This is a genomic window from Pseudomonas sp. PWP3-1b2, from assembly GCF_049896045.1.
Classification (GTDB): Bacteria; Pseudomonadota; Gammaproteobacteria; order Pseudomonadales; family Pseudomonadaceae; genus Aquipseudomonas; species Aquipseudomonas antarctica_B.
Genome location: NZ_JAFCTN010000028.1, coordinates 67622 through 85139, shown reverse-complemented (window position 1 = coordinate 85139; position 17518 = coordinate 67622). Strand labels below are relative to the sequence as shown.

The window sequence follows — 17518 nt, the reverse complement described above, 5'->3', positions numbered from 1 at the left end:
TAAACAGAGCTTTAGCCCAGCAGGATCAAGCCCCGCATTGTCTCGGCGCTTTAGCGTTGCACCCATGATGGATTGGACCGACCGCCACTGCCGCTACTTCCTGCGTCTGCTCTCCAAACACGCCCTGCTCTACACAGAAATGGTCACCACTGGCGCAATCCTGCACGGCGACCACGAGCGTTTCCTGCGTCACAGCGAAGCCGAACACCCGCTGGCGTTGCAGCTGGGCGGCAGCGTCCCCGCTGACCTGGCCGCGTGCGCGCGCATGGCTGAGGCTGCGGGTTATGACGAAGTGAACCTGAACGTCGGTTGCCCGAGCGACCGCGTGCAGAACAATATGATCGGCGCGATTTTGATGGCGCACCCGGCATTAGTGGCCGATTGCGTGAAGGCGATGCGGGATGCGGTGTCGATTCCGGTGACGGTGAAGCATCGTATCGGGATCAATGGGCGGGACAGTTATGCCGAGCTGTGTGATTTTGTCGGGACGGTGAGGGATGCGGGGTGTGCCAGTTTTACGGTGCATGCGCGGATTGCGATTCTGGAGGGGTTGTCGCCGAAGGAGAATCGGGACATTCCGCCGTTGCGCTATGACGTGGCGGCGCAGTTGAAGCAGGATTTTCCTGAGTTGGAGATTGTGCTTAACGGTGGGATCAAGACGCTGGAGCAGTGCGAGGCGCATTTGCAGACGTTTGATGGGGTGATGCTGGGGCGGGAGGCTTATCACAATCCGTATGTGTTGGCGGAGGTGGATCAGCGGTTGTTTGGCAGTGAGGCGCCGGTGATTAGTCGGGCTGAGGCGTTGGCGCAGTTGCGGCCTTATATTGCTGAGCATTTGGCCAGTGGCGGGACGATGCACCACATTACGCGGCATGTGTTGGGGTTGGGGACCGGTTTTCCGGGGGCGCGCAGGTTTCGGCAGTTGTTGTCGGTGGATATTCATAAGGCGAGTGATCCGTTGGCGTTGCTGGATCAGGCTGGGGCTTTGCTGGAAGGTCGGTGATTGAGCGGTTGGGGGTCAGTTCAGTTATTTGGAGTTTGATATAGCGCTTTCGCGAGCAAGCCCGCTCCCACAGTTGGATGGGTGTATGTCAGGGAGATGGTGGAGGCTGTTGAGGCGTCATCGCAGGCAAGCCAGCTCCCACAATTGGATTTATGTATGGCGGGGAGATGGTGGTGGGCCGTCGTTGCGGGCTAGCCAGCGCTCACAGGGGGCTGATGTGTCCGGGGGAACTTGGGTTGAACCTGCTGGCTGATTTGGCCTCCTATTGAGCAGGTAGGCCGGGCTTTCAAACGGCTGTTTTCAGGATGTTGCCCTCGCAAACGATCGAACGCATTTGCGCCCTTGAGCGCCTGTCGGCGCTCGGGTAATGTCATCAGACCCATAGGACAGAGCACGCCCATGACTTCCAAGCTGGAACAACTCAAGCAATTCACCACCGTCGTAGCCGATACCGGCGACTTTTCTACGCTCGCCAAGCTCAAGCCGCAAGACGCTACTACCAACCCTTCCCTGCTGCTCAAGGCCGCGTCGATTTCGGGCTATGCCAAGCTGCTGGATGAGTGCGTAAAGGACTGCAACGGTGACGTGGGCCTGGCCAGCGACCGTTTTGCGGTAGCCGTCGGCCAGGAGATCCTCAAAGTGGTGCCGGGCCGTATTTCCACTGAGGTGGATGCCCGCCTGTCGTTCGATGAAGCCGCCATTCTCAAGCGTGCGCACCGTCTGATCGACCTGTACGACAAAGCTGGCGTGAGCCGTGATCGCGTGCTGATCAAGATCGCCTCCACCTGGGAAGGCATCCGCGCGGCGGAGAAGCTGGAAAAAGAAGGTATTCAGACCAACCTGACGCTGCTGTTCTCGTTTGCCCAGGCTGTGGCCTGTGCTGAAGCGGGTGTGTTCCTGATTTCGCCATTCGTGGGCCGTATCTACGACTGGTACAAGAAGGCCAATGGCAACGACTACACCGGTTCCGATGATCCGGGCGTGCAGTCGGTGACGCGCATCTACAACTACTACAAGGCCAATGGCTACAAGACGGTCGTGATGGGCGCGAGCTTCCGTAACCTGAGCCAGATTGAAGAGCTGGCCGGCTGTGACCGTCTGACCATCAGCCCGGACCTGCTGGAGAAGCTGGCGGCAGATGAAGGCAAGCTGGAACGCAAGTTGGCGCCAGGGCAAGCCGGTGAAGCGCGGGTGCATTTGACTGAAGCGCAGTTCCGTTGGGAGTCCAACGAGGATGCGATGGCGACTGAGAAGCTGGCGGAAGGTATTCGTCAGTTTGCTCGGGACCAGGAGAAGCTGGAGGCGCTGTTGACTGCCAAGTTGTAAGGCAGGCGATGGCAAAAAGGGCGGCACCCTCGCGGGTGCCGCCCTTTTTTGTGCCCGCTGATCTTAAAGCCAGTCACCGTTCAACAGGTGGGAGCTGGCTTGCCTGCGATGGCGGTGGGTCAGTCATGAATGGGTGGCTGACATACCGCTATCGCAGGCAAGCCAGCTCCCACAGTTGGAATGTAGTCCCAATAGTGGGATCAGTGACGTTCCAAGGCGTTCACGAGGTCGTGGAAGGCTTCGCGGTTGGACTCGTTCAGGCCCATCAGGATTTTGTGCGCTTCCAGCACCTTCACCCGTACCACTTCTTCAGACTGGTCCTGCGACGGCAGGTCGGTCAGGCATTCCGGGCAGGGGATCGGGCGGTCAACGATGTTGAACACCTGGTCAAAACCCATGGACTGCAACAGCCGGGTGATGTCTTCGTGGGTGGTGACGACAGTCGGCAACAGGCCGACCTTCTGCCGAGACAGAATGGACAACTTGGCCAACAGCCCAAGGGTGGTGCTGTCGATGCTGCGGGTTTCGGTCAGATCGATCACGATCGCCGAGAAGTTCAGCGCTGTGAAGATCCGCTCAATCGTCGCATCCAGCGCTGAACACAAGGTCAGGCGCACTTCACCGACAAATTTCAGGACGAAGGTCCCGTCTTGCTCGGCGAACTGGATTCTTCCGGTACTCATCAAAGATTCCTGCTCAACACCAATAGGGCGATATCATCCGGCATCTCCCCTAGCGTGGCCAATCCAAAAACCTGCCGCAGGCCATCCAGGCTGCCGCCCGCTGACTTGACCTTTTGGGGCAAGGCAGCTTCTTTCTCTTTGAGTGTAGGCTCTGTGAGAAGGTCCAGGATACCGTCGGACATCAGCGTAAGGCTGAACGTCGGCGGCAATTCCAGAATGTGGTCTTCGTAGGTGGCTTCATTGAACAAGCCCACCGGCAAACCACGCCCTTCCAGATAGCGCACACTGTCTGGAGTGTATAAAACCGGCATCGGCAGGTGACCGCCGATGCTGTAGGTCAAAAGACCGGTTTCTTCATCAATCACGCCGCCGACCATCGTCACGTGCTTGCCCAGCTTGCAGCTGATCAAGCCCCGGTTGATGTGGCCCAGCACCTCGGAGGGGGTGAACTCCGGCAAGGTGCCATTGCGCTTGGATTCAAACAGCAGCCGTGTGGTCATGAATTTCAACAACACGGTGACAAAAGCAGAAGACGCGCCGTGGCCGGAAACGTCGGCCAGGTAGAACGCCACACGGCGCTCGTCTACACGGAAATAATCGACAAAATCACCCGACAGGTACAACGACGGGATGATCTGGTGGGCGAACTTGAACTCGTCAATGGTCCACGGGCTCACCGGGAGCATGTTCATCTGCACCTGGCGACCGGCGTTCTGGTCTTCCTGGAGCAGGTTGAGGCTGGCTTCGAGTTCGCGGTTGGCGGTTTCGAGCTTTTCGCGGTAACGCTGGTTCTCGTTCAACAGGCGTGCACGATCCAGTGCGCGGCGCACCGAATGTTCCAGCACTGCCAGGTCTTCCAGAGGCTTGATCAGGTAATCGGCGGCGCCCAGGCGCAGGGCCTCTACGGCATCGTTCATCACGCCGGCACCGGACACAACAATCACCGGCGTCTGCGGGGCGAGCTCAGTCACCTGGCGAATCAGCTCCAGGCCGCCCATTTGGGGCATGCGCAGGTCGCAGATCACGAGGTCGGGCTTGTCGCGCTCGAATACCTGGAGACCCTGTTGGCCATTGCTGGCCTGCAGGACGCTGAAGCCACTGTCTTCCAAGTAGGCCGCGAGGCTCGCGCGCACTACTTCGTCGTCATCGATTATCAGCAGCGTGGCACTGGTTTTTTGCATGTGGGCAAACGGCGCCAGAATTAGGTTGGCGTAGGCGGCTCGGCAATGGCCGGACTCACGTACTGGATTCGCTTTCTAGCCTCTCTGTCCTACAAAGCACGGGCTTTTTGCCCACGCACAACGGTAAAGCAGAGGTGCCCTTCTAAGGCGCAGACGGTACTCCCATCCGTCAGGGGTTTCAAGCTCATGCCGATGGTCGCCGGGCGTCTTTACACCGCAAATCACCGGGAGTTATAAGAACAGTCACAACCACAACGCAAAGTGAGGATAAAACCTGTGAGCGAACACGAGCGCGACTACGCCGAAAAACGCGATTTCATCCGCATGCGGGTTGATGCCGATGTATCGCTGATCCACGCCGGGCAAGAGATTGCGGGGGTTTGCGTGGACCTTTCCAGCTCCGGCATGCAAGTACAGGCCCCACGCCAATTTCAGGTGGGCGACCAGCTGACGGTGCGTATCGACTCCGAGCACGCTGCACTTAAGGGCCTAGAGGCCGACACCGAAGTGGTGTGGGTCAAGGCCAGCGGAGAAGACCAACACCTGGGCCTCAAGATCTTGAAAATGCACTAAAAAATCGCACGCATAAAAAAGGCGACCCTGAGGTCGCCTTTTTTCATTTCAAAACGTCACGGCTTAAAAGTCGTCTACAACCTTGCCGTCTTTAACCTTGAACTCACGGTTCTGCAGGTAGGCGTTACGGATAAAGGTGTATTTGTCGCCGGTGATCAGCTTCTCGCTGTCGAGCAGGCTGGCACGGGTATCAACAATGTTCAGGCCGAAGGTGCTGTTACGCCAGCCGATATCGTTCATGTAGCGATACGGTTGGGTGTAGCTGTCGACGTATTTGGACGGCGCATCACGCAAGGTGCTTGGGCCAAGCAGCGGCAGCATCACGTAAGGACCGCTGTCCACGCCCCAGTGGCCGAGGGTCTGACCGAAGTCTTCATCGTTGCGCTGCAAGCCCATTTTGGTGCCGACATCAACAAAGCCCAGCACACCAAGGGTGGTGTTTACCAGCAAGCGCGCGGTGTCGACACCGGCCGCGTGTGGCTTGAGCTGCAACACGTCGTTGGCAAAGTTGCCGACGTCGCCGATGTTGCGGAAGAAGTTGTGCACGCCATCCTGCATGAATTGCGGGGTGACGAACTGGTAGCCCTGGGCCAACGGCTTGAGGGCGTAGGTGTCAACGGTATCGTTGAAGGTGAAGATCGGGCGGTTGATGCTTTCCCATGGATCGTCTTCCGACGCTGCCTGAACGGCGAACGGCGCCATGAGGACGGTGGCACACACAGATAGCTGAGCGAAATAGTGGCTCCAGCGCATAGCTTTTGCTCCTTGAATGGTCTGTCATGGGCGCTATGCCCTGAATTAGAACGAGAGTATATGACGGAAGTATCAAATTAGGCAGCAGCAAGGAAAGGTCAGGCGTCAAAAGAACAAAATTCCTACAATTAAGCGCAAGTGTCATCTGCTTGTCATACCCGCCGGATAGCGTCAGAGCTATTTCAGGGATGTCGAGATGCCTAACGCCGAAACTGCCGTCGCCAGCGCACCCGCCTTGACTGCCGTGCTATTTGGCCTTAGTGGCTGCCTGGTGGATTTTGGTTCCCTGGCGCGCACCGATTCGCCCTCCCCCGACGCCCAGCCCACACCGGGCGCGCTGAATATTCTGCGCAGCCTCAAGGATCAGGGCGTGCCCTGCGCCTGGCTGGATGAACTCCCCGCCTCGATCACCACCCCGCTCGCCGCTGTGCTGCCGGACTGGATCAAGGCGGCCTCACCCTCCTCCATCCGCTGGCCGGCGCCGCATGCCTGCTGGCAAGCCCTGATGGAATTGAACATCGAACGCCTGGAAGGCTGCGTACTGGTAAGCGGTGAGCCGCGCTTACTGCAAGCCGGCCTGAACGCCGGGATGTGGACCATCGGCCTGGCCTCCTGCGGTTCGCTGTGCGGCCTGGCACCCGAGCCATGGCAAGCGCTGACCGAACAACAACGCGAGTACAAGCGCGGTAAAGCCACGGTGGCGCTGTATGGGCTGGGGGTGCATTCGGTGATCGACCACCTTGGCGAGCTGGGCACGTGCCTGGCGGACATCAGCCTGCGCCAGCTCAAAGGCGAGAAGCCCTGATAGAGATCATGCACAGTCGGCGCCGGTAGATTAATCTACAGGTCAGCGCGTAGACCTTTCGCGGCGTGCCGCGGTCTATGCCAGTGCCTATCGATAAAAGGAAGAACGCTATGCCTGATCGCAAAAAACTGGAAGAACAGGTCGAAATTCTGCGCGGGCAGTTACAACAGGAACCTCCGCTTTCGGAAGAAAAACGTGTAGCGCTGGAAGCCTTGATTGCCAAGTTTGAACTGCAACTTGAACTTGAGCCGGCCACTCAAACGCCCAGCATCTCCGACGATGTGAATAAAGCAGCCATTGAGTTCGACGATGAGCACCCGGTCATTTCCGGGACGTTGCGCAATATCATGATCACCTTGGGCAATATCGGGATCTAATCCGAGCCCAAGCCAATCACAAAAACCAATGTGGGAGCTGGTCTGTGTGGGAGCTGGCTTGCCTGCGATAGCATCACCTCAGCGCAACTGAAAAACCGAGGTGTCTGCATCGCAGGCAAGCCAGCTCCCACACAGGCCAGCTCCCACATTTGATTTGTGTGAAGGCTACTGCCGGGCCAGACGCACGTTTTGAAACGCCACATCCTCAGTACTGCGATACGGGTTGATATCCAGCCCGCCGCGCCGCACATACCGCGCATACACGGTCAATTTCTCCGGCTTCAGCAGGCGCTGCAAGTCCAGGAAGATGCGCTCTACACACTGCTCATGAAAGTCCGAATGCTGGCGAAAGCTCACGATGTATTCCAGCAAGCTGGCGTGATCCAGCGCGTGGCCACGGTACTCAACCACCACGCTGCCCCAATCCGGCTGGCTGGTGACCGGGCAATTGGATTTGAGCAGGTGGCTGTGCACGCTCTCCTCCACACAGCGCGACTCATCGCAACGCAGCAATTCCGGGCGCGGGTGCTCGTAGTTGCTGACGCTGATGTCCAGGTCATCAATGCACGCACCCGGCAATGCCATCACGCCGTCAGCCTCAATCTCGGCGAGGCTGCGGATACGTACGGTCACCGGCTTGCCGGCGGCGGCGCTGAGGTCGGTGCGCAGGGTCGCTTCCAGGCTCTGGACGTCGGCGAACGCGGTCTGGTTCAGCGAGTTGAGGTACAGCTTGAACGACTTGGACTCGATGATGTTCGGCGAGTCGGCCGGAATACTGAATTCACCGATGGCCACCACCGGCTTGCCCGATGGCAGCAGCCAGGACAGTTCGAAGCAGTTCCAGAAATCCACACCTTTATAAGGCAGAGTCTCGGCGCTCAGGCCGAGTTCGGCCCACTTGGCCGCGCGAGGGATCGGGAACAACAACGACGGGGTGTAAGTGGAGATGTATTCACTGGACTTGCCCAGCGGCGAATGTTCGGCTGCGGGATGCATGGCGGAAACCTGGCTAAATAAACCGCGCCAGTCTACCAGCCTTTGCCCCCGCACCTAAGCGCCGCCGGATCAATCGACGTTGAGCTTGCCGACCATGCCCGCCTGATAATGCCCGGGAATGTTGCAGGCAAACTCCAGGCCGGTGGCTTTGGTAAACGTCCAGGTCAGCTCGGCGGTTTTGCCGGGCTCCACCAATACGCTGTTGGGGTCATCGTGTTTCATCGCGCCATGGCCTATGGCGGCGTGGTCCATCTGGCCCATGCCGGTCGCGGTGAGCATGCCGCTGGCCTGCATCTGTAACATTTCCTTCTGGTGTTCGGCGTGCATCGCCGCATCGCCCAGGTTGAATTCGTGGAGCAACTGGCCCTTGTTCACCAGCACAAAGCGCACGGTCTCACCGGCTTTGACGTCCAGGGACTTGGGCGAAAAGGAAATGTCCTGCAGCGTCACTTGCACGGTGCGCGTGGCTTCGCTCGCCGGTGCCGGCTGACCGAACGCGTAAGTGTGCGCTGCGTCCGCCACTGCATCGAAACTCAACGCAAGCAGGCACACCGCCAGCAACAGGGGTTTACGCAACGCCATCTCTATTCTCCAAAAATGTGGGATCAATTCTGGCAGCACTCTAAGATTGCGCGGCTGCCAGCGAGCTGACTGCTAGATTACAACTTTGTCAGCTTGCGCCCTGCCGCCGATACCCACGGTATAAAGCCCCTCGTCACCTGTTGCCAAGAGCCGCCCATGAAATTGCTGATCGTCGAAGACCAACCCAAAACCGGCCACTACCTGCGCCAGGGCCTGGCCGAGGCTGGCTTTACCACTGAGTTGGTGGCCGACGGCAGCACGGGCCAGCACCTCGCGTTGACGGGCGATTACGACTTGCTGATCCTCGACGTGATGCTGCCGGGTCGCGATGGCTGGCAAATCCTGCAAGCGGTACGAGGCGCCGGCCTGGACATCCCGGTGCTGTTCCTCACCGCCCGCGACGCGGTGGAAGACCGCGTGCACGGCCTGGAACTGGGCGCCGACGATTACCTGGTCAAACCGTTCGCCTTCTCTGAACTGCTGGCCCGGGTGCGCAGCCTGTTGCGCCGTGGCAGCAGCGCGCCGCAGGAAACTGCGCTGCAACTGGCCGACCTGCGCCTGGACCTTATCCGCCGCCGCGTCGAACGGGACGGCCAGCGCATCGACCTCACCGCCAAGGAGTTCTCCCTGCTGGAACTGCTGCTGCGCCGCCAGGGCGAGGTGCTGCCCAAGTCGCTGATCGCCTCCCAGGTGTGGGACGTGAATTTCGACAGCGACACCAACATCATCGAAGTGGCGATCCGCCGCCTGCGCCTGAAAGTCGACGACAACTACCCTAACAAACTGATCCACACCGTACGCGGCATGGGTTACGTGCTGGAGGAGCGTTTCAATTGATCAAGCGCCTGTCCCTGGCCAGCCGTCTGGCGCTGCTGTTTGCCGCCTGCACCGCCGTGGTGTCGCTGATCGCCGGAGTGTTGTTCAACCACGCCAGCGAGGCGCATTTTGTCGAGCTGGACCAGCAGTTGCTCGACGGCAAATTGCTCGCGCTGCGCAGTACATTGCAGGGTGTCGACACGCCGCAGCTGTTCGCCCAGCGTGAAGCGCAACTGCGTGCCGAGCTCAATCGCCAGCCTGACTTGGCCTTGCGCATCACCGCCGCCGGTCAACGCTGGTACGACGCGGCGCCCGGCGTCACCTTGCCCGAGGCGCCCGGCTTGCACAGCCTGCAAAACGCCGGCACCGAATACCGTGTGTATAACGTGCCGTTGCAGCCAGGCCAGCCGAATTCGCCGCAACTGAGCCTGATGCTCGACATCACCCATCACCAGCACTTCCTGCAGCGTATGCAGCATTTGATCTGGCTGACCGTCGGCCTCTCGGCGCTGGCAACTGCGCTACTCGGTGCCTGGGCCGCGCGCAGCGGGCTGCGACCGCTGCGGCGCATGGGTGAAGTGGCGGCCGGTGTGTCGGCTCATTCGCTGACGCAACGCCTGCCCCAGCAGCAAATGCCGGTGGAGCTGGCCGAATTGGCCCAGGCCTTCAACGCCATGTTGAGTCGCCTGGACGACGCCTTTCAGCGCCTCTCGGCGTTCTCTGCCGACATCGCCCACGAACTGCGCACGCCGCTGTCGAACCTGCTGACCCACACCCAAGTCATCCTTACCCAGCCGCGCCCGCTGGAGGATTACCGCGAGGCGCTGCACAGCAACCTGGAAGAGCTGCAATGGATGGCGCAATTGGTGAATGACATGTTGTACCTGGCCAAGGCGGATCACGGCTTGCTGATGCCCAAGCGCGAACCGTTGGCGCTGGAGGATGACGTGGATGCGTTGCTGGAGTTCTTTGCGCTGCTGGCGGAGGACGCGCAGGTCAGCCTGATCCGCGAGGGGACGGCGCAGACGATGGGTGATCGCGGGATGTTACGCCGGGCGCTGTCGAACCTGCTGGATAACGCGCTGCGGTTTACCCCGGTGGGTGGCGAAGTGCGGGTGCGGATCGAAGACGGAGTGAGGCTTACGGTTGAGAACACCGGGGACGGTATTCCAGCGGAGTTACTGCCGAGGCTGTTTGACCGTTTTTACCGGGCGGACCCTGCGCGCCATGAAGGCAGCAGCGAGCATGCGGGGCTGGGGTTGGCGATTACCCAGTCGATTGTGCGGGCGCACGGGGGGAGGATTTTTTGTGAGTCGAGAGTGGGGTGGACGCGGTTTGTGATTGAGCTGCCGAAGGGAGTTTGATGCAAGCCGGGCCGGCCCCTTCGCGAGCAAGCCCGCTCCCACATTTTGACTGCATTCACAGTTCAAACTGTGGGAGCTGGCTTGCCTGCGATGGCGGTCTCAGACGTTACGAATACCTCAGCGCATGCGCCGGCTCAATCTTCGCCGCCCGATACGCCGGGTACAGCGTCGCCAAAAAGCTCAACACAAACCCCGCCGTGCAAATCAGCACCACGTCACCGCCCTGCAATTGCGAAGGCAGGTTGCTGACGAAATACACGTCCGAACTGAAGATATGCTGCCCGGTCACCCGCTCCAGCCAGCCCACCAGTTCACTCACGTTCAGCGCCGCAATCACGCCGAGCACGCCGCCGATCAGGGTGCCGACGATACCGATCACCGTGCCCTGCACCATGAAGATCGCCATGATCTGCCGGGGCGTGGCGCCGATGGTGCGCAAAATCGCGATGTCCGCGCCCTTGTCGTTCACCACCATGATCAAGGTCGCGATGATGTTGAACGCGGCCACAGCAACGATCATCAGCAGCAGCAGGCCGATCATGGTTTTTTCCATTTTCATCGCGCTGAACAGGCTGCCCTGGGTGTGAGTCCAGTCGTCAGGCTTGTAGGCTGCGCCGAGGCTGGCGGCGATGTCCGCTGACACCTTCGGCGCTGCGTACAGGTCTTTCACCGCGAGGCGCACGCTTTGCACCTGGTTCGGTTGCCAATGCTGAATTTCGGCGGCGTCGGCCATGTGGATCAGGGCCATGGAGCCATCCAATTCGGCGCCGACCTTGAAAATACCGACCACGTTCAAACGCTGCATGCGCGGGGTGATGCCACCGGGCGCGCTGCTGACTTCGGGCACGATCAAGGTGAGTTTGTCGCCCACGTTCAGGCGAAAGCGCCGCGCGGTGATGTCGCCGACTACCACGCCGAACTCGCCGGGTTTGAGGTCATCGAGTTTGCCGCGCACGATGTGCTGGGCCACGATCGACACCTTGCCTTCCTGGGCCGGGTCGACACCGCTGATCTCGATGGGCTGCATTGCGCCCTTGTAGGAGAACATGCCGTCCATCTGGGTGAACGGCACGGCGGCGGTGACTTCCGGGTTTTTCATCGCGGCGTCGGCCACGGGCTGCCAATTGTCGATAGGGTTCACGCCGACGATGGTCGCGTGGGGCACCATACCGAGGATGCGCGAGCTCATTTCGCGCTGGAAGCCGTTCATCACCGACAGCACCACGATCATCGCCAGCACGCCGAGGGCGAGGCCGATCATCGAGGTCATCGAGATAAACGAAACAAAACGGTTACGGCGCTTGGCGCGGGTATAGCGCGTGCCGATGAAAATCGATAACGGTCTGAACATTCGCTTGCACCGCCTGAAAAAATGAAAAAGCCCGGCACTACAGTGCCAGGCTTGAAACGGGTCAGATGGCGACCAGGTGACCTTCCTGCAGGTGCAACACGCGGTCCATCTGGCGGGCCATGCTCATGTCATGGGTCACCACCAGGAACGCGGTGCGCATCTGGGTGCTCAGTTCCAGCATCAAGTCCTTGATGCCCTGGGCGGTGTGGGAGTCGAGGTTGCCGGTCGGCTCGTCGAGCATCACCAGCCCTGGGTTGTTGACCAGGGCGCGGGCGATGGCCACACGCTGGCGCTCGCCGCCGGACAGTTCTGCCGGTTTGTGTTCCAGGCGATGACCGAGGCCAACGCGCTCCAGCAACGCCTTGGCACGCTGGCGGGCTTCCGGGATCGCAGTCTTGCCGATCAGCAGCGGCATGCACACGTTTTCCAGCGCGGTGAATTCCGGCAGCAGGTGGTGAAACTGGTACACGAAACCGAGTGAACGGTTGCGCAGTTGGCCACGGGCCTTTTCACCGAGGGCCGACAGTTCTTCGCCAGCCAGCCAGACGCTGCCCTGGGACGGCGTATCAAGGCCGCCCAACAGGTTCAGCAAGGTACTTTTGCCGGAACCGGAACTGCCGACAATCGCCACGCGCTCGCCAGGATGAAGTTCAAGCTGCAGGTTTGACAGCACCACCACCGATTCCGGGCCTTCCTCGTAGGATTTGCCCAGGTTGCGGCAGCTCAGGATTGCTTTTTCACTCATGCCCGATTCACTCATAACGTAAGGCCTGTGCTGGCTGGGTACGTGCCGCGCGCCAGGCTGGATACAGGGTGGCAAGGAAACTCAAGACCAACGCGGCGCCGCCTACCATCAACACGTCCTGGGCCTGAACCTGGGACGGCAAGTAGTCGATGAAGTAGACGTCAGCATTGAGAAACTTGTGGCCGATGACTTTTTCCAGCGCGGCGATGGCGGCGCTGACGTTCAGCGCGGCCAGGATGCCGACGGCGGTGCCGATCAGGGTGCCGACCACGCCGATCACGGTGCCCTGCACCATGAAGATCGCCATGATCTGCCCCGGCGTGGCGCCAAGGGTGCGCAGGATGGCAATGTCGCCCTTCTTGTCGTTCACCACCATCACCAGCGTGGAGATGATATTGAACGCCGCCACGGCAACGATCAGCAGCAACAGCAGGCCGATCATGGCTTTTTCCATGCGGATGGCCTGGTAGAGGTTGCCGTGAGTACGGGTCCAGTCGCGGGCGTAGTACTGGGATTCGCCAAGATGCTGGGCGATTTCCCACGAGGCACGCGGGGCGTCGAACAGGTCGTTGAACTTCAGGCGCAGGCCCTGCACCTGATCCGGCTTCCAGCGGTGCAGGCGCGCGAGATCAGTGAGGTTGGTCAGGCCGAGGTAGCCGTCGATTTCGCCAGCGCCCACGTGGAAGGTGCCAACCACGGTGAAGCGCTTCATGCGCGGGAACATGCCGGCCGGGGTTACGGTGACTTCCGGCGCGACGAAGGTCAGCTTGTCGCCGATGTTCACGCCGAGCTTGGCCGCTGCCTTGTCGCCGATGACGATGCCGAAGCTGCCGGGCGCCAGGTCATCGAGTTTGCCCTGCAACATGAACTTGTCGATGATCGACACGTTACGTTCCTGGGCCGGGTCGATGCCGTTGAGGAGGACTTTCTGCACCTTGCCGTCATTGGTCAGCAGGCCCTGCATCTGGGTAAAGGGCGCGACGGCCAACACCTTGGGGTTCTGCTTGACCTTGTCGGCCAGGCTTTGCCAGTCATTGATCGGCGCATCGCCCTCAATGGTCGCGTGGGGCACCATGCCCAGCACGCGGGTGCGCATCTCATGATCGAAGCCGTTCATCACCGACAGCACCACGATCATCACGACCACGCCCAAGGCGAGCCCGATCATCGAGGTCAGGGAAATGAACGACACAAAATGATTGCGGCGCTTTGCACGGGTATAACGCGTGCCGATAAATACGAAGAGAGGTCTGAACATGTCGGGGCTTGTTCGGAGGAAAAGAAGACGTCCCGGTGGCGGGGTCTGGTAAGCAGCTTTACACTCTGACCATTACCGTTACCTGGGGTTCGCCATGTCGACATTAGATGAAGAAGAGCGCCGCGAATACTACCGTATCGACGACATGATCGCACTCCAAATCAGCAGCCTTTGCGCGCCCGACGCGGCGAGCAAGGAAGTGTTGCTGGATGATTCCCCACTGTTCAATCTGCTCAGTGAATTGCACCTCAGCGAATTCGAAGCCCAGCACCTGTTGCGCCAGATCAGCGAGAAAGATCGCAGCCTGGCGGCCTTCCTCAAAGTCCAGAACAAACGTATCGACCTGCTCAGCCAAGTCATGGCGCGCGGGCTGTTGGGCGAGGTCGGCGAACCGCAGCCGGTGATCATCTCCGAGGGCGGTATCGACTTCCAGCACCCTGCCCCGCTGGCCCCCGACACGCACCTGGCGGTCAAGCTGGTGCTGATGCCCCAAGCGCTCGGCCTGCTGTTGCGCGCGCGGGTGACTCACTGCGAGCCCAAGGGCGACGGCTTTGAAGTCGGCACCGAGTTCGAGTCCATGACCGATGCTCAACGCCAACTGCTGGCCCGCTATATCCTGCAAAAACAAGCCCAGGAACGACGCCTGGCACGCGAACAAAGCGACGCCCAAGACACCTGAATTCGTATTATCCCGCCAGATCACCTGGCGCAAAGGAGCAACTGTGACCCTGATTTATGGCCACCGCGGTGCCAAAGGCGAAGCACCGGAAAACACCCTGACCAGCTTTCAGGAGTGCCTCAAGCACGGCGTGCGCCGTTGCGAACTGGACTTGCACTTGTCCATGGACGGCGAGCTGATGGTCATTCACGACCCGACGCTCAAGCGCACCGCCGACCGTCGCGGCAAGGTTGTCGAGTACTCGGCGGCGGACCTGGTGAAAATGGACGCGCGCAAAGGCGGCCCCGGCTGGGTCAAACCGTGCCCGATTCCGCGCCTGGAAGAGCTGTTCGAACAGTGCAATTTCGATCACTGGCAGCTTGAAGTCAAAAGCGCTTCGCGCACCCGCGCTGCAACCACTGTGCTGGCGATTCGTGAAATGGCCGTGCGCCATGGCCTGATGGACAAGGTCACCGTCACCTCAAGTTCGCGGGAAGTGCTGAAAGCCGCGATTGAACTCACCCCCGACTTGTCGCGCGGGTTGGTGGCCGAATACGCCTGGCTCGACCCGTTGAAAGTCGCGCAAAACTACGGCTGTGAGTATTTGGCATTGAACTGGACGTTGTGCACCCCCGAGCGGCTGGAAAAAGCCCAGCGCCAGGGTTTGCACGTGTCGGTGTGGACGGTCAACGAACCTGCGCTGATGCGCAGGCTCGCCGACTTCGGCGTAGATAGCCTGATTACAGACTTTCCCGGTTTGGCCACTGCCACCCTCGAGAATTACTGAAATCGGTCTCCCCGGCCGGCTCAGGCCACCGGCCGGAGCCGCTCAAAAAAGCCGGTTGAGGCCGTCGTAGGCCGCAACCCGATAGGCCTCAGCCATGGTCGGGTAGTTGAACGTGGTGTTTACAAAATACTTGAGGGTATTTTGCTCGCCCGGCTGGTTCATGATCGCCTGGCCGATGTGCACGATCTCCGAGGCCTGGTAGCCGAAGCAATGCACGCCGAGGACTTCCAGGGTTTCACGGTGGAACAGAATCTTCAGCATGCCCTGCGGCTCACCGGCGATCTGCGCACGCGCCATGCTCTTGAAGAACGCCTTGCCGACTTCGTAAGGCACCTTGGCCTTGGTCAGTTCGTGCTCGTTCTTGCCGATCGAACTGATCTCGGGAATCGTGTAGATCCCGGTCGGCACGTCGTTCACATACCGCCAGCTGCCATTGTCGACGATGCTGCCAGCCGCCGAACGGCCCTGGTCGTGCGCGGCACTCGCCAGGCTCGGCCAGCCGATCACGTCGCCGGCGCCGTAGATGTTCGGCACACAGGTGCGGTAGTTCTCGTCGACTTCGATCTGGCCACGGCTGTTGACCTTGACCCCGATGTTTTCCATGCCCAGCTTGTCGGTGTTGCCGGTACGGCCGTTGCACCACAGCAAGGCGTCGGCCTTGATCTTCTTGCCGGACTTGAGGTGCAGGATCACCCCGTTGTCCAGGCCTTCGACCCGCTCGTACTCTTCGTTGTGGCGCACGGTGATGTTGTTGTTGCTGAAGTGGTAGCTCAACGCCTGGGAGATTTCCGAGTCGAGGAAGCTCAGCAACTGGTCGCGGTTGTCCACCAGCTCGACCAATACACCCAGGCCGCTGAAGATCGAGGCGTATTCACAGCCGATCACGCCGGCGCCATAGATGATCAGTTTGCGCGGGGTGTGGCCCAGGCTCAGGATGGTGTCGCTATCGTAGATACGCGGGTGGTGGAAATCGATATCGGCCGGGCGATACGGGCGCGACCCGGTGGCGATGATGATGTGCTTGGCCACCAGCTTTTCGACCACGCCGTTGGCGCACACCACTTCGACGGTTTGCTCGTCGGCAAAGCTGCCGGTGCCGAAGAACAGGTCGACGCGGTTACGGGCGTAGTAGCCGGTACGCGAAGCGACTTGTTTGGAAATGACTTTTTCGGCGCTTTTCAACACGTCCGGGAACGAGAACCAGCGCGGCTCGCCAATGGCCCGAAACATCGGGTTGGTGTTGAACTGCATGATCTGGCGCACCGAGTGACGCAAGGCCTTGGACGGGATGGTACCCAGGTGGGTGCAGTTACCGCCGACCTGGCGACGGCTATCGACCATCGCCACCTTGCGCCCCGCTTTGGCAGCGTTCATCGCCGCACCTTCTCCAGCCGGGCCGGAACCCAGTACTACCACGTCGTAGTTGTAGACAGCCATGCGTACTCCTCAGAACAGGCCAGGCGTACGGTTGGACGCCTGGCTAAATCATGCCGCGGCCAGCGGGCATGAAGGAAATTTTTGGCTCAAGTGTGTGAACCGGGGCACAGTCTATAGAAGGCTCAAGCCCGCGCACATTAACCCTTGGTCGCGTCGTAGGCCAGTCTTGCCTTTACTACAGAAACCGGAAACTGGCATTACACTGGCTGACACGCACCTTTTGCAGGATGAGCCATTATGCGGCATGTCGTTTTCTGTTTATTGCTGATTTTTTCGGTAGCGGTGCAAGCCAGTGAAGCCGATCGTCTGCGGCAGGCGGCGTTCCCCGCGCAACTGCATGAACTGTCGCTGAAAAACCAGACGGTGCTGGTCTACCTCTGGGCGGATGTATACGCGGCAGGGCTGTACGCGCCGGCGGCCATCCCGGCGAAACAAGCCTGGGACCAACAAAAACCCGTGCGCCTGGCGCTGTATTACTTTCGCGACATCGACCGTAGCGATGTAATCAAGGCCGCCACCACTACCCTCGAGCGCCAGCAAACAGCTGCCACCCTCGCCCGCTTGAAGCCCGAACTGGACAAACTGCACGCCAGCTTTCGCAACATCCGCAGCGGCGACCGCTATGCCCTCGACTTTCACCCCGGGCGCGGATTAAACCTGGAGATCAATGACCAGGTGGTGTTCAGCAGTCGCAACGACGCGCTGGCGAAGGTGTATCTCGGCATCTGGCTGGCACCCAAAGGCCTGTCGGACAGCCTGCGCAACACCCTTCTGAACTGACCCGCTCTCGAAAACACCCCAAAACCACTGTGGGAGCTGGCTT

19 protein-coding genes are annotated in these 17518 nt (G+C 60.2%); 10 read left to right on the top strand and 9 right to left on the bottom strand.

The features are described from left to right. The first annotated feature begins 37 nt into the window (after positions 1–37). Together dusA and tal are read left to right on the top strand one after the other, a co-directional pair. Entirely contained in the window at positions 38–1003 is a 966-nt protein-coding gene (gene dusA / locus ACP7A2_RS18475) for a tRNA dihydrouridine(20/20a) synthase DusA (RefSeq protein WP_426135365.1), read from the top strand. Positions 1004–1402: 399 nt separating this feature from the next. After that, complete coding sequence (tal, locus tag ACP7A2_RS18470) at positions 1403–2329, top strand: transaldolase (protein ID WP_375067713.1); 927 nt, start codon at positions 1403–1405, stop codon at positions 2327–2329. A gap of 200 nt (positions 2330–2529) precedes the next feature. Here tal and rssC read toward each other — a convergent pair whose 3' ends face one another. Next, the gene (gene rssC, locus ACP7A2_RS18465; protein WP_003172602.1) at positions 2530–3012 is read right to left on the bottom strand and encodes an anti-sigma factor antagonist RssC; all 483 of its coding nucleotides are present in this window, start codon (positions 3010–3012) and stop codon (positions 2530–2532) included. After that, on the bottom strand, positions 3012–4193 hold the full coding sequence (rssB, locus tag ACP7A2_RS18460; protein ID WP_348060792.1) for a two-component system response regulator RssB: 1182 nt from the start codon (positions 4191–4193) through the stop codon (positions 3012–3014). The genes rssC and rssB overlap by 1 nt, the downstream gene beginning before the upstream one ends. 276 nt (positions 4194–4469) lie before the next feature. Between rssB and ACP7A2_RS18455 the strand changes: the two genes are divergently transcribed. Continuing rightward, positions 4470–4766 carry a PilZ domain-containing protein gene (locus ACP7A2_RS18455; RefSeq protein WP_426135362.1) on the top strand — a complete coding sequence of 99 codons (297 nt, stop codon included), beginning with the start codon at positions 4470–4472 and terminating at the stop codon, positions 4764–4766. 63 nt (positions 4767–4829) lie between these two features. Here the strand turns inward: ACP7A2_RS18455 and ACP7A2_RS18450 are convergent, their stop codons facing one another. After that, entirely contained in the window at positions 4830–5468 is a 639-nt protein-coding gene (locus tag ACP7A2_RS18450) for an MlaA family lipoprotein (protein ID WP_426135364.1), read from the bottom strand. Between the two features lie 247 nt (positions 5469–5715). Here ACP7A2_RS18450 and ACP7A2_RS18445 point away from each other — a divergent pair, with 247 nt between their 5' ends. Together ACP7A2_RS18445 and ACP7A2_RS18440 are read left to right on the top strand one after the other, a co-directional pair. Continuing rightward, positions 5716–6324, top strand: coding sequence for an HAD family phosphatase (locus ACP7A2_RS18445; RefSeq protein ID WP_426135361.1), 609 nt, complete (start codon positions 5716–5718; stop codon positions 6322–6324). Between the two features lie 110 nt (positions 6325–6434). After that, positions 6435–6701, top strand: a complete 267-nt coding sequence (locus ACP7A2_RS18440; RefSeq protein WP_348062587.1) for a DUF4404 family protein — start codon at positions 6435–6437, stop codon at positions 6699–6701. Positions 6702–6866: 165 nt separating this feature from the next. Here ACP7A2_RS18440 and queF read toward each other — a convergent pair whose 3' ends face one another. After that, positions 6867–7697, bottom strand: coding sequence for an NADPH-dependent 7-cyano-7-deazaguanine reductase QueF (gene queF, locus ACP7A2_RS18435; protein WP_426135360.1), 831 nt, complete (start codon positions 7695–7697; stop codon positions 6867–6869). 69 nt (positions 7698–7766) lie between these two features. Then, the gene (locus ACP7A2_RS18430) at positions 7767–8279 is read right to left on the bottom strand and encodes a cupredoxin domain-containing protein (protein WP_426135359.1); all 513 of its coding nucleotides are present in this window, start codon (positions 8277–8279) and stop codon (positions 7767–7769) included. A 156-nt stretch (positions 8280–8435) separates the two neighbouring features. Here ACP7A2_RS18430 and ACP7A2_RS18425 point away from each other — a divergent pair, with 156 nt between their 5' ends. Both ACP7A2_RS18425 and ACP7A2_RS18420 read left to right on the top strand, forming a co-directional pair. Next, positions 8436–9116 (top strand): heavy metal response regulator transcription factor, encoded by a 681-nt coding sequence (locus ACP7A2_RS18425; protein ID WP_426135358.1) that lies wholly within the window; start codon positions 8436–8438, stop codon positions 9114–9116. After that, the gene (locus tag ACP7A2_RS18420; protein ID WP_426135357.1) at positions 9113–10459 is read left to right on the top strand and encodes a heavy metal sensor histidine kinase; all 1347 of its coding nucleotides are present in this window, start codon (positions 9113–9115) and stop codon (positions 10457–10459) included. The genes ACP7A2_RS18425 and ACP7A2_RS18420 overlap by 4 nt, the downstream gene beginning before the upstream one ends. 106 nt (positions 10460–10565) lie before the next feature. On the opposite strand, the gene ACP7A2_RS18415 is transcribed toward ACP7A2_RS18420, so the two are convergent. The 3 genes from ACP7A2_RS18415 to ACP7A2_RS18405 all read right to left on the bottom strand — a co-directional run bounded on the left by ACP7A2_RS18415 (position 10566) and on the right by ACP7A2_RS18405 (position 13813). Continuing rightward, entirely contained in the window at positions 10566–11810 is a 1245-nt protein-coding gene (locus tag ACP7A2_RS18415; RefSeq protein WP_375067727.1) for a lipoprotein-releasing ABC transporter permease subunit, read from the bottom strand. Between the two features lie 61 nt (positions 11811–11871). Next, positions 11872–12555: a lipoprotein-releasing ABC transporter ATP-binding protein LolD gene (gene lolD / locus ACP7A2_RS18410; RefSeq protein ID WP_017477213.1), complete on the bottom strand. Its 684-nt coding sequence runs from the start codon at positions 12553–12555 to the stop codon at positions 11872–11874. A 7-nt stretch (positions 12556–12562) separates the two neighbouring features. Then, positions 12563–13813, bottom strand: a complete 1251-nt coding sequence (locus ACP7A2_RS18405; protein WP_426135356.1) for a lipoprotein-releasing ABC transporter permease subunit — start codon at positions 13811–13813, stop codon at positions 12563–12565. Positions 13814–13907: 94 nt separating this feature from the next. Here ACP7A2_RS18405 and ACP7A2_RS18400 point away from each other — a divergent pair, with 94 nt between their 5' ends. Both ACP7A2_RS18400 and ACP7A2_RS18395 read left to right on the top strand, forming a co-directional pair. Then, the gene (locus tag ACP7A2_RS18400) at positions 13908–14492 is read left to right on the top strand and encodes a PilZ domain-containing protein (RefSeq protein WP_426135354.1); all 585 of its coding nucleotides are present in this window, start codon (positions 13908–13910) and stop codon (positions 14490–14492) included. Between the two features lie 43 nt (positions 14493–14535). Further along, positions 14536–15258 (top strand): glycerophosphodiester phosphodiesterase, encoded by a 723-nt coding sequence (locus ACP7A2_RS18395; RefSeq protein WP_426135353.1) that lies wholly within the window; start codon positions 14536–14538, stop codon positions 15256–15258. Positions 15259–15300: 42 nt separating this feature from the next. On the opposite strand, the gene sthA is transcribed toward ACP7A2_RS18395, so the two are convergent. Then, the gene (gene sthA, locus ACP7A2_RS18390) at positions 15301–16695 is read right to left on the bottom strand and encodes a Si-specific NAD(P)(+) transhydrogenase (RefSeq protein ID WP_003189670.1); all 1395 of its coding nucleotides are present in this window, start codon (positions 16693–16695) and stop codon (positions 15301–15303) included. A 237-nt stretch (positions 16696–16932) separates the two neighbouring features. Here sthA and ACP7A2_RS18385 point away from each other — a divergent pair, with 237 nt between their 5' ends. Next, positions 16933–17475, top strand: coding sequence for a chalcone isomerase family protein (locus ACP7A2_RS18385; protein ID WP_426135352.1), 543 nt, complete (start codon positions 16933–16935; stop codon positions 17473–17475). The last annotated feature ends 43 nt before the right edge of the window (positions 17476–17518 follow it).

Bases quoted from the DNA above. Each gene is read 5' to 3' on its own strand.
- ACP7A2_RS18405 (WP_426135356.1), bottom strand. From the start codon at position 13,813: ATGTTCAGACCTCTCTTCGTATTTATCGGCACGCGTTATACCCGTGCA.
- lolD (WP_017477213.1), bottom strand. From the start codon at position 12,555: ATGAGTGAAAAAGCAATCCTGAGCTGCCGCAACCTGGGCAAATCCTAC.
- sthA (WP_003189670.1), bottom strand. From the start codon at position 16,695: ATGGCTGTCTACAACTACGACGTGGTAGTACTGGGTTCCGGCCCGGCT.
- ACP7A2_RS18415 (WP_375067727.1), bottom strand. From the start codon at position 11,810: ATGTTCAGACCGTTATCGATTTTCATCGGCACGCGCTATACCCGCGCC.
- ACP7A2_RS18430 (WP_426135359.1), bottom strand. From the start codon at position 8,279: ATGGCGTTGCGTAAACCCCTGTTGCTGGCGGTGTGCCTGCTTGCGTTG.
- ACP7A2_RS18445 (WP_426135361.1), top strand. From the start codon at position 5,716: ATGCCTAACGCCGAAACTGCCGTCGCCAGCGCACCCGCCTTGACTGCC.
- ACP7A2_RS18425 (WP_426135358.1), top strand. From the start codon at position 8,436: ATGAAATTGCTGATCGTCGAAGACCAACCCAAAACCGGCCACTACCTG.
- rssB (WP_348060792.1), bottom strand. From the start codon at position 4,193: ATGCAAAAAACCAGTGCCACGCTGCTGATAATCGATGACGACGAAGTA.
- rssC (WP_003172602.1), bottom strand. From the start codon at position 3,012: ATGAGTACCGGAAGAATCCAGTTCGCCGAGCAAGACGGGACCTTCGTC.
- ACP7A2_RS18440 (WP_348062587.1), top strand. From the start codon at position 6,435: ATGCCTGATCGCAAAAAACTGGAAGAACAGGTCGAAATTCTGCGCGGG.
- tal (WP_375067713.1), top strand. From the start codon at position 1,403: ATGACTTCCAAGCTGGAACAACTCAAGCAATTCACCACCGTCGTAGCC.
- queF (WP_426135360.1), bottom strand. From the start codon at position 7,697: ATGCATCCCGCAGCCGAACATTCGCCGCTGGGCAAGTCCAGTGAATAC.
- ACP7A2_RS18385 (WP_426135352.1), top strand. From the start codon at position 16,933: ATGCGGCATGTCGTTTTCTGTTTATTGCTGATTTTTTCGGTAGCGGTG.
- ACP7A2_RS18450 (WP_426135364.1), bottom strand. From the start codon at position 5,468: ATGGCGCCGTTCGCCGTTCAGGCAGCGTCGGAAGACGATCCATGGGAA.
- ACP7A2_RS18400 (WP_426135354.1), top strand. From the start codon at position 13,908: ATGTCGACATTAGATGAAGAAGAGCGCCGCGAATACTACCGTATCGAC.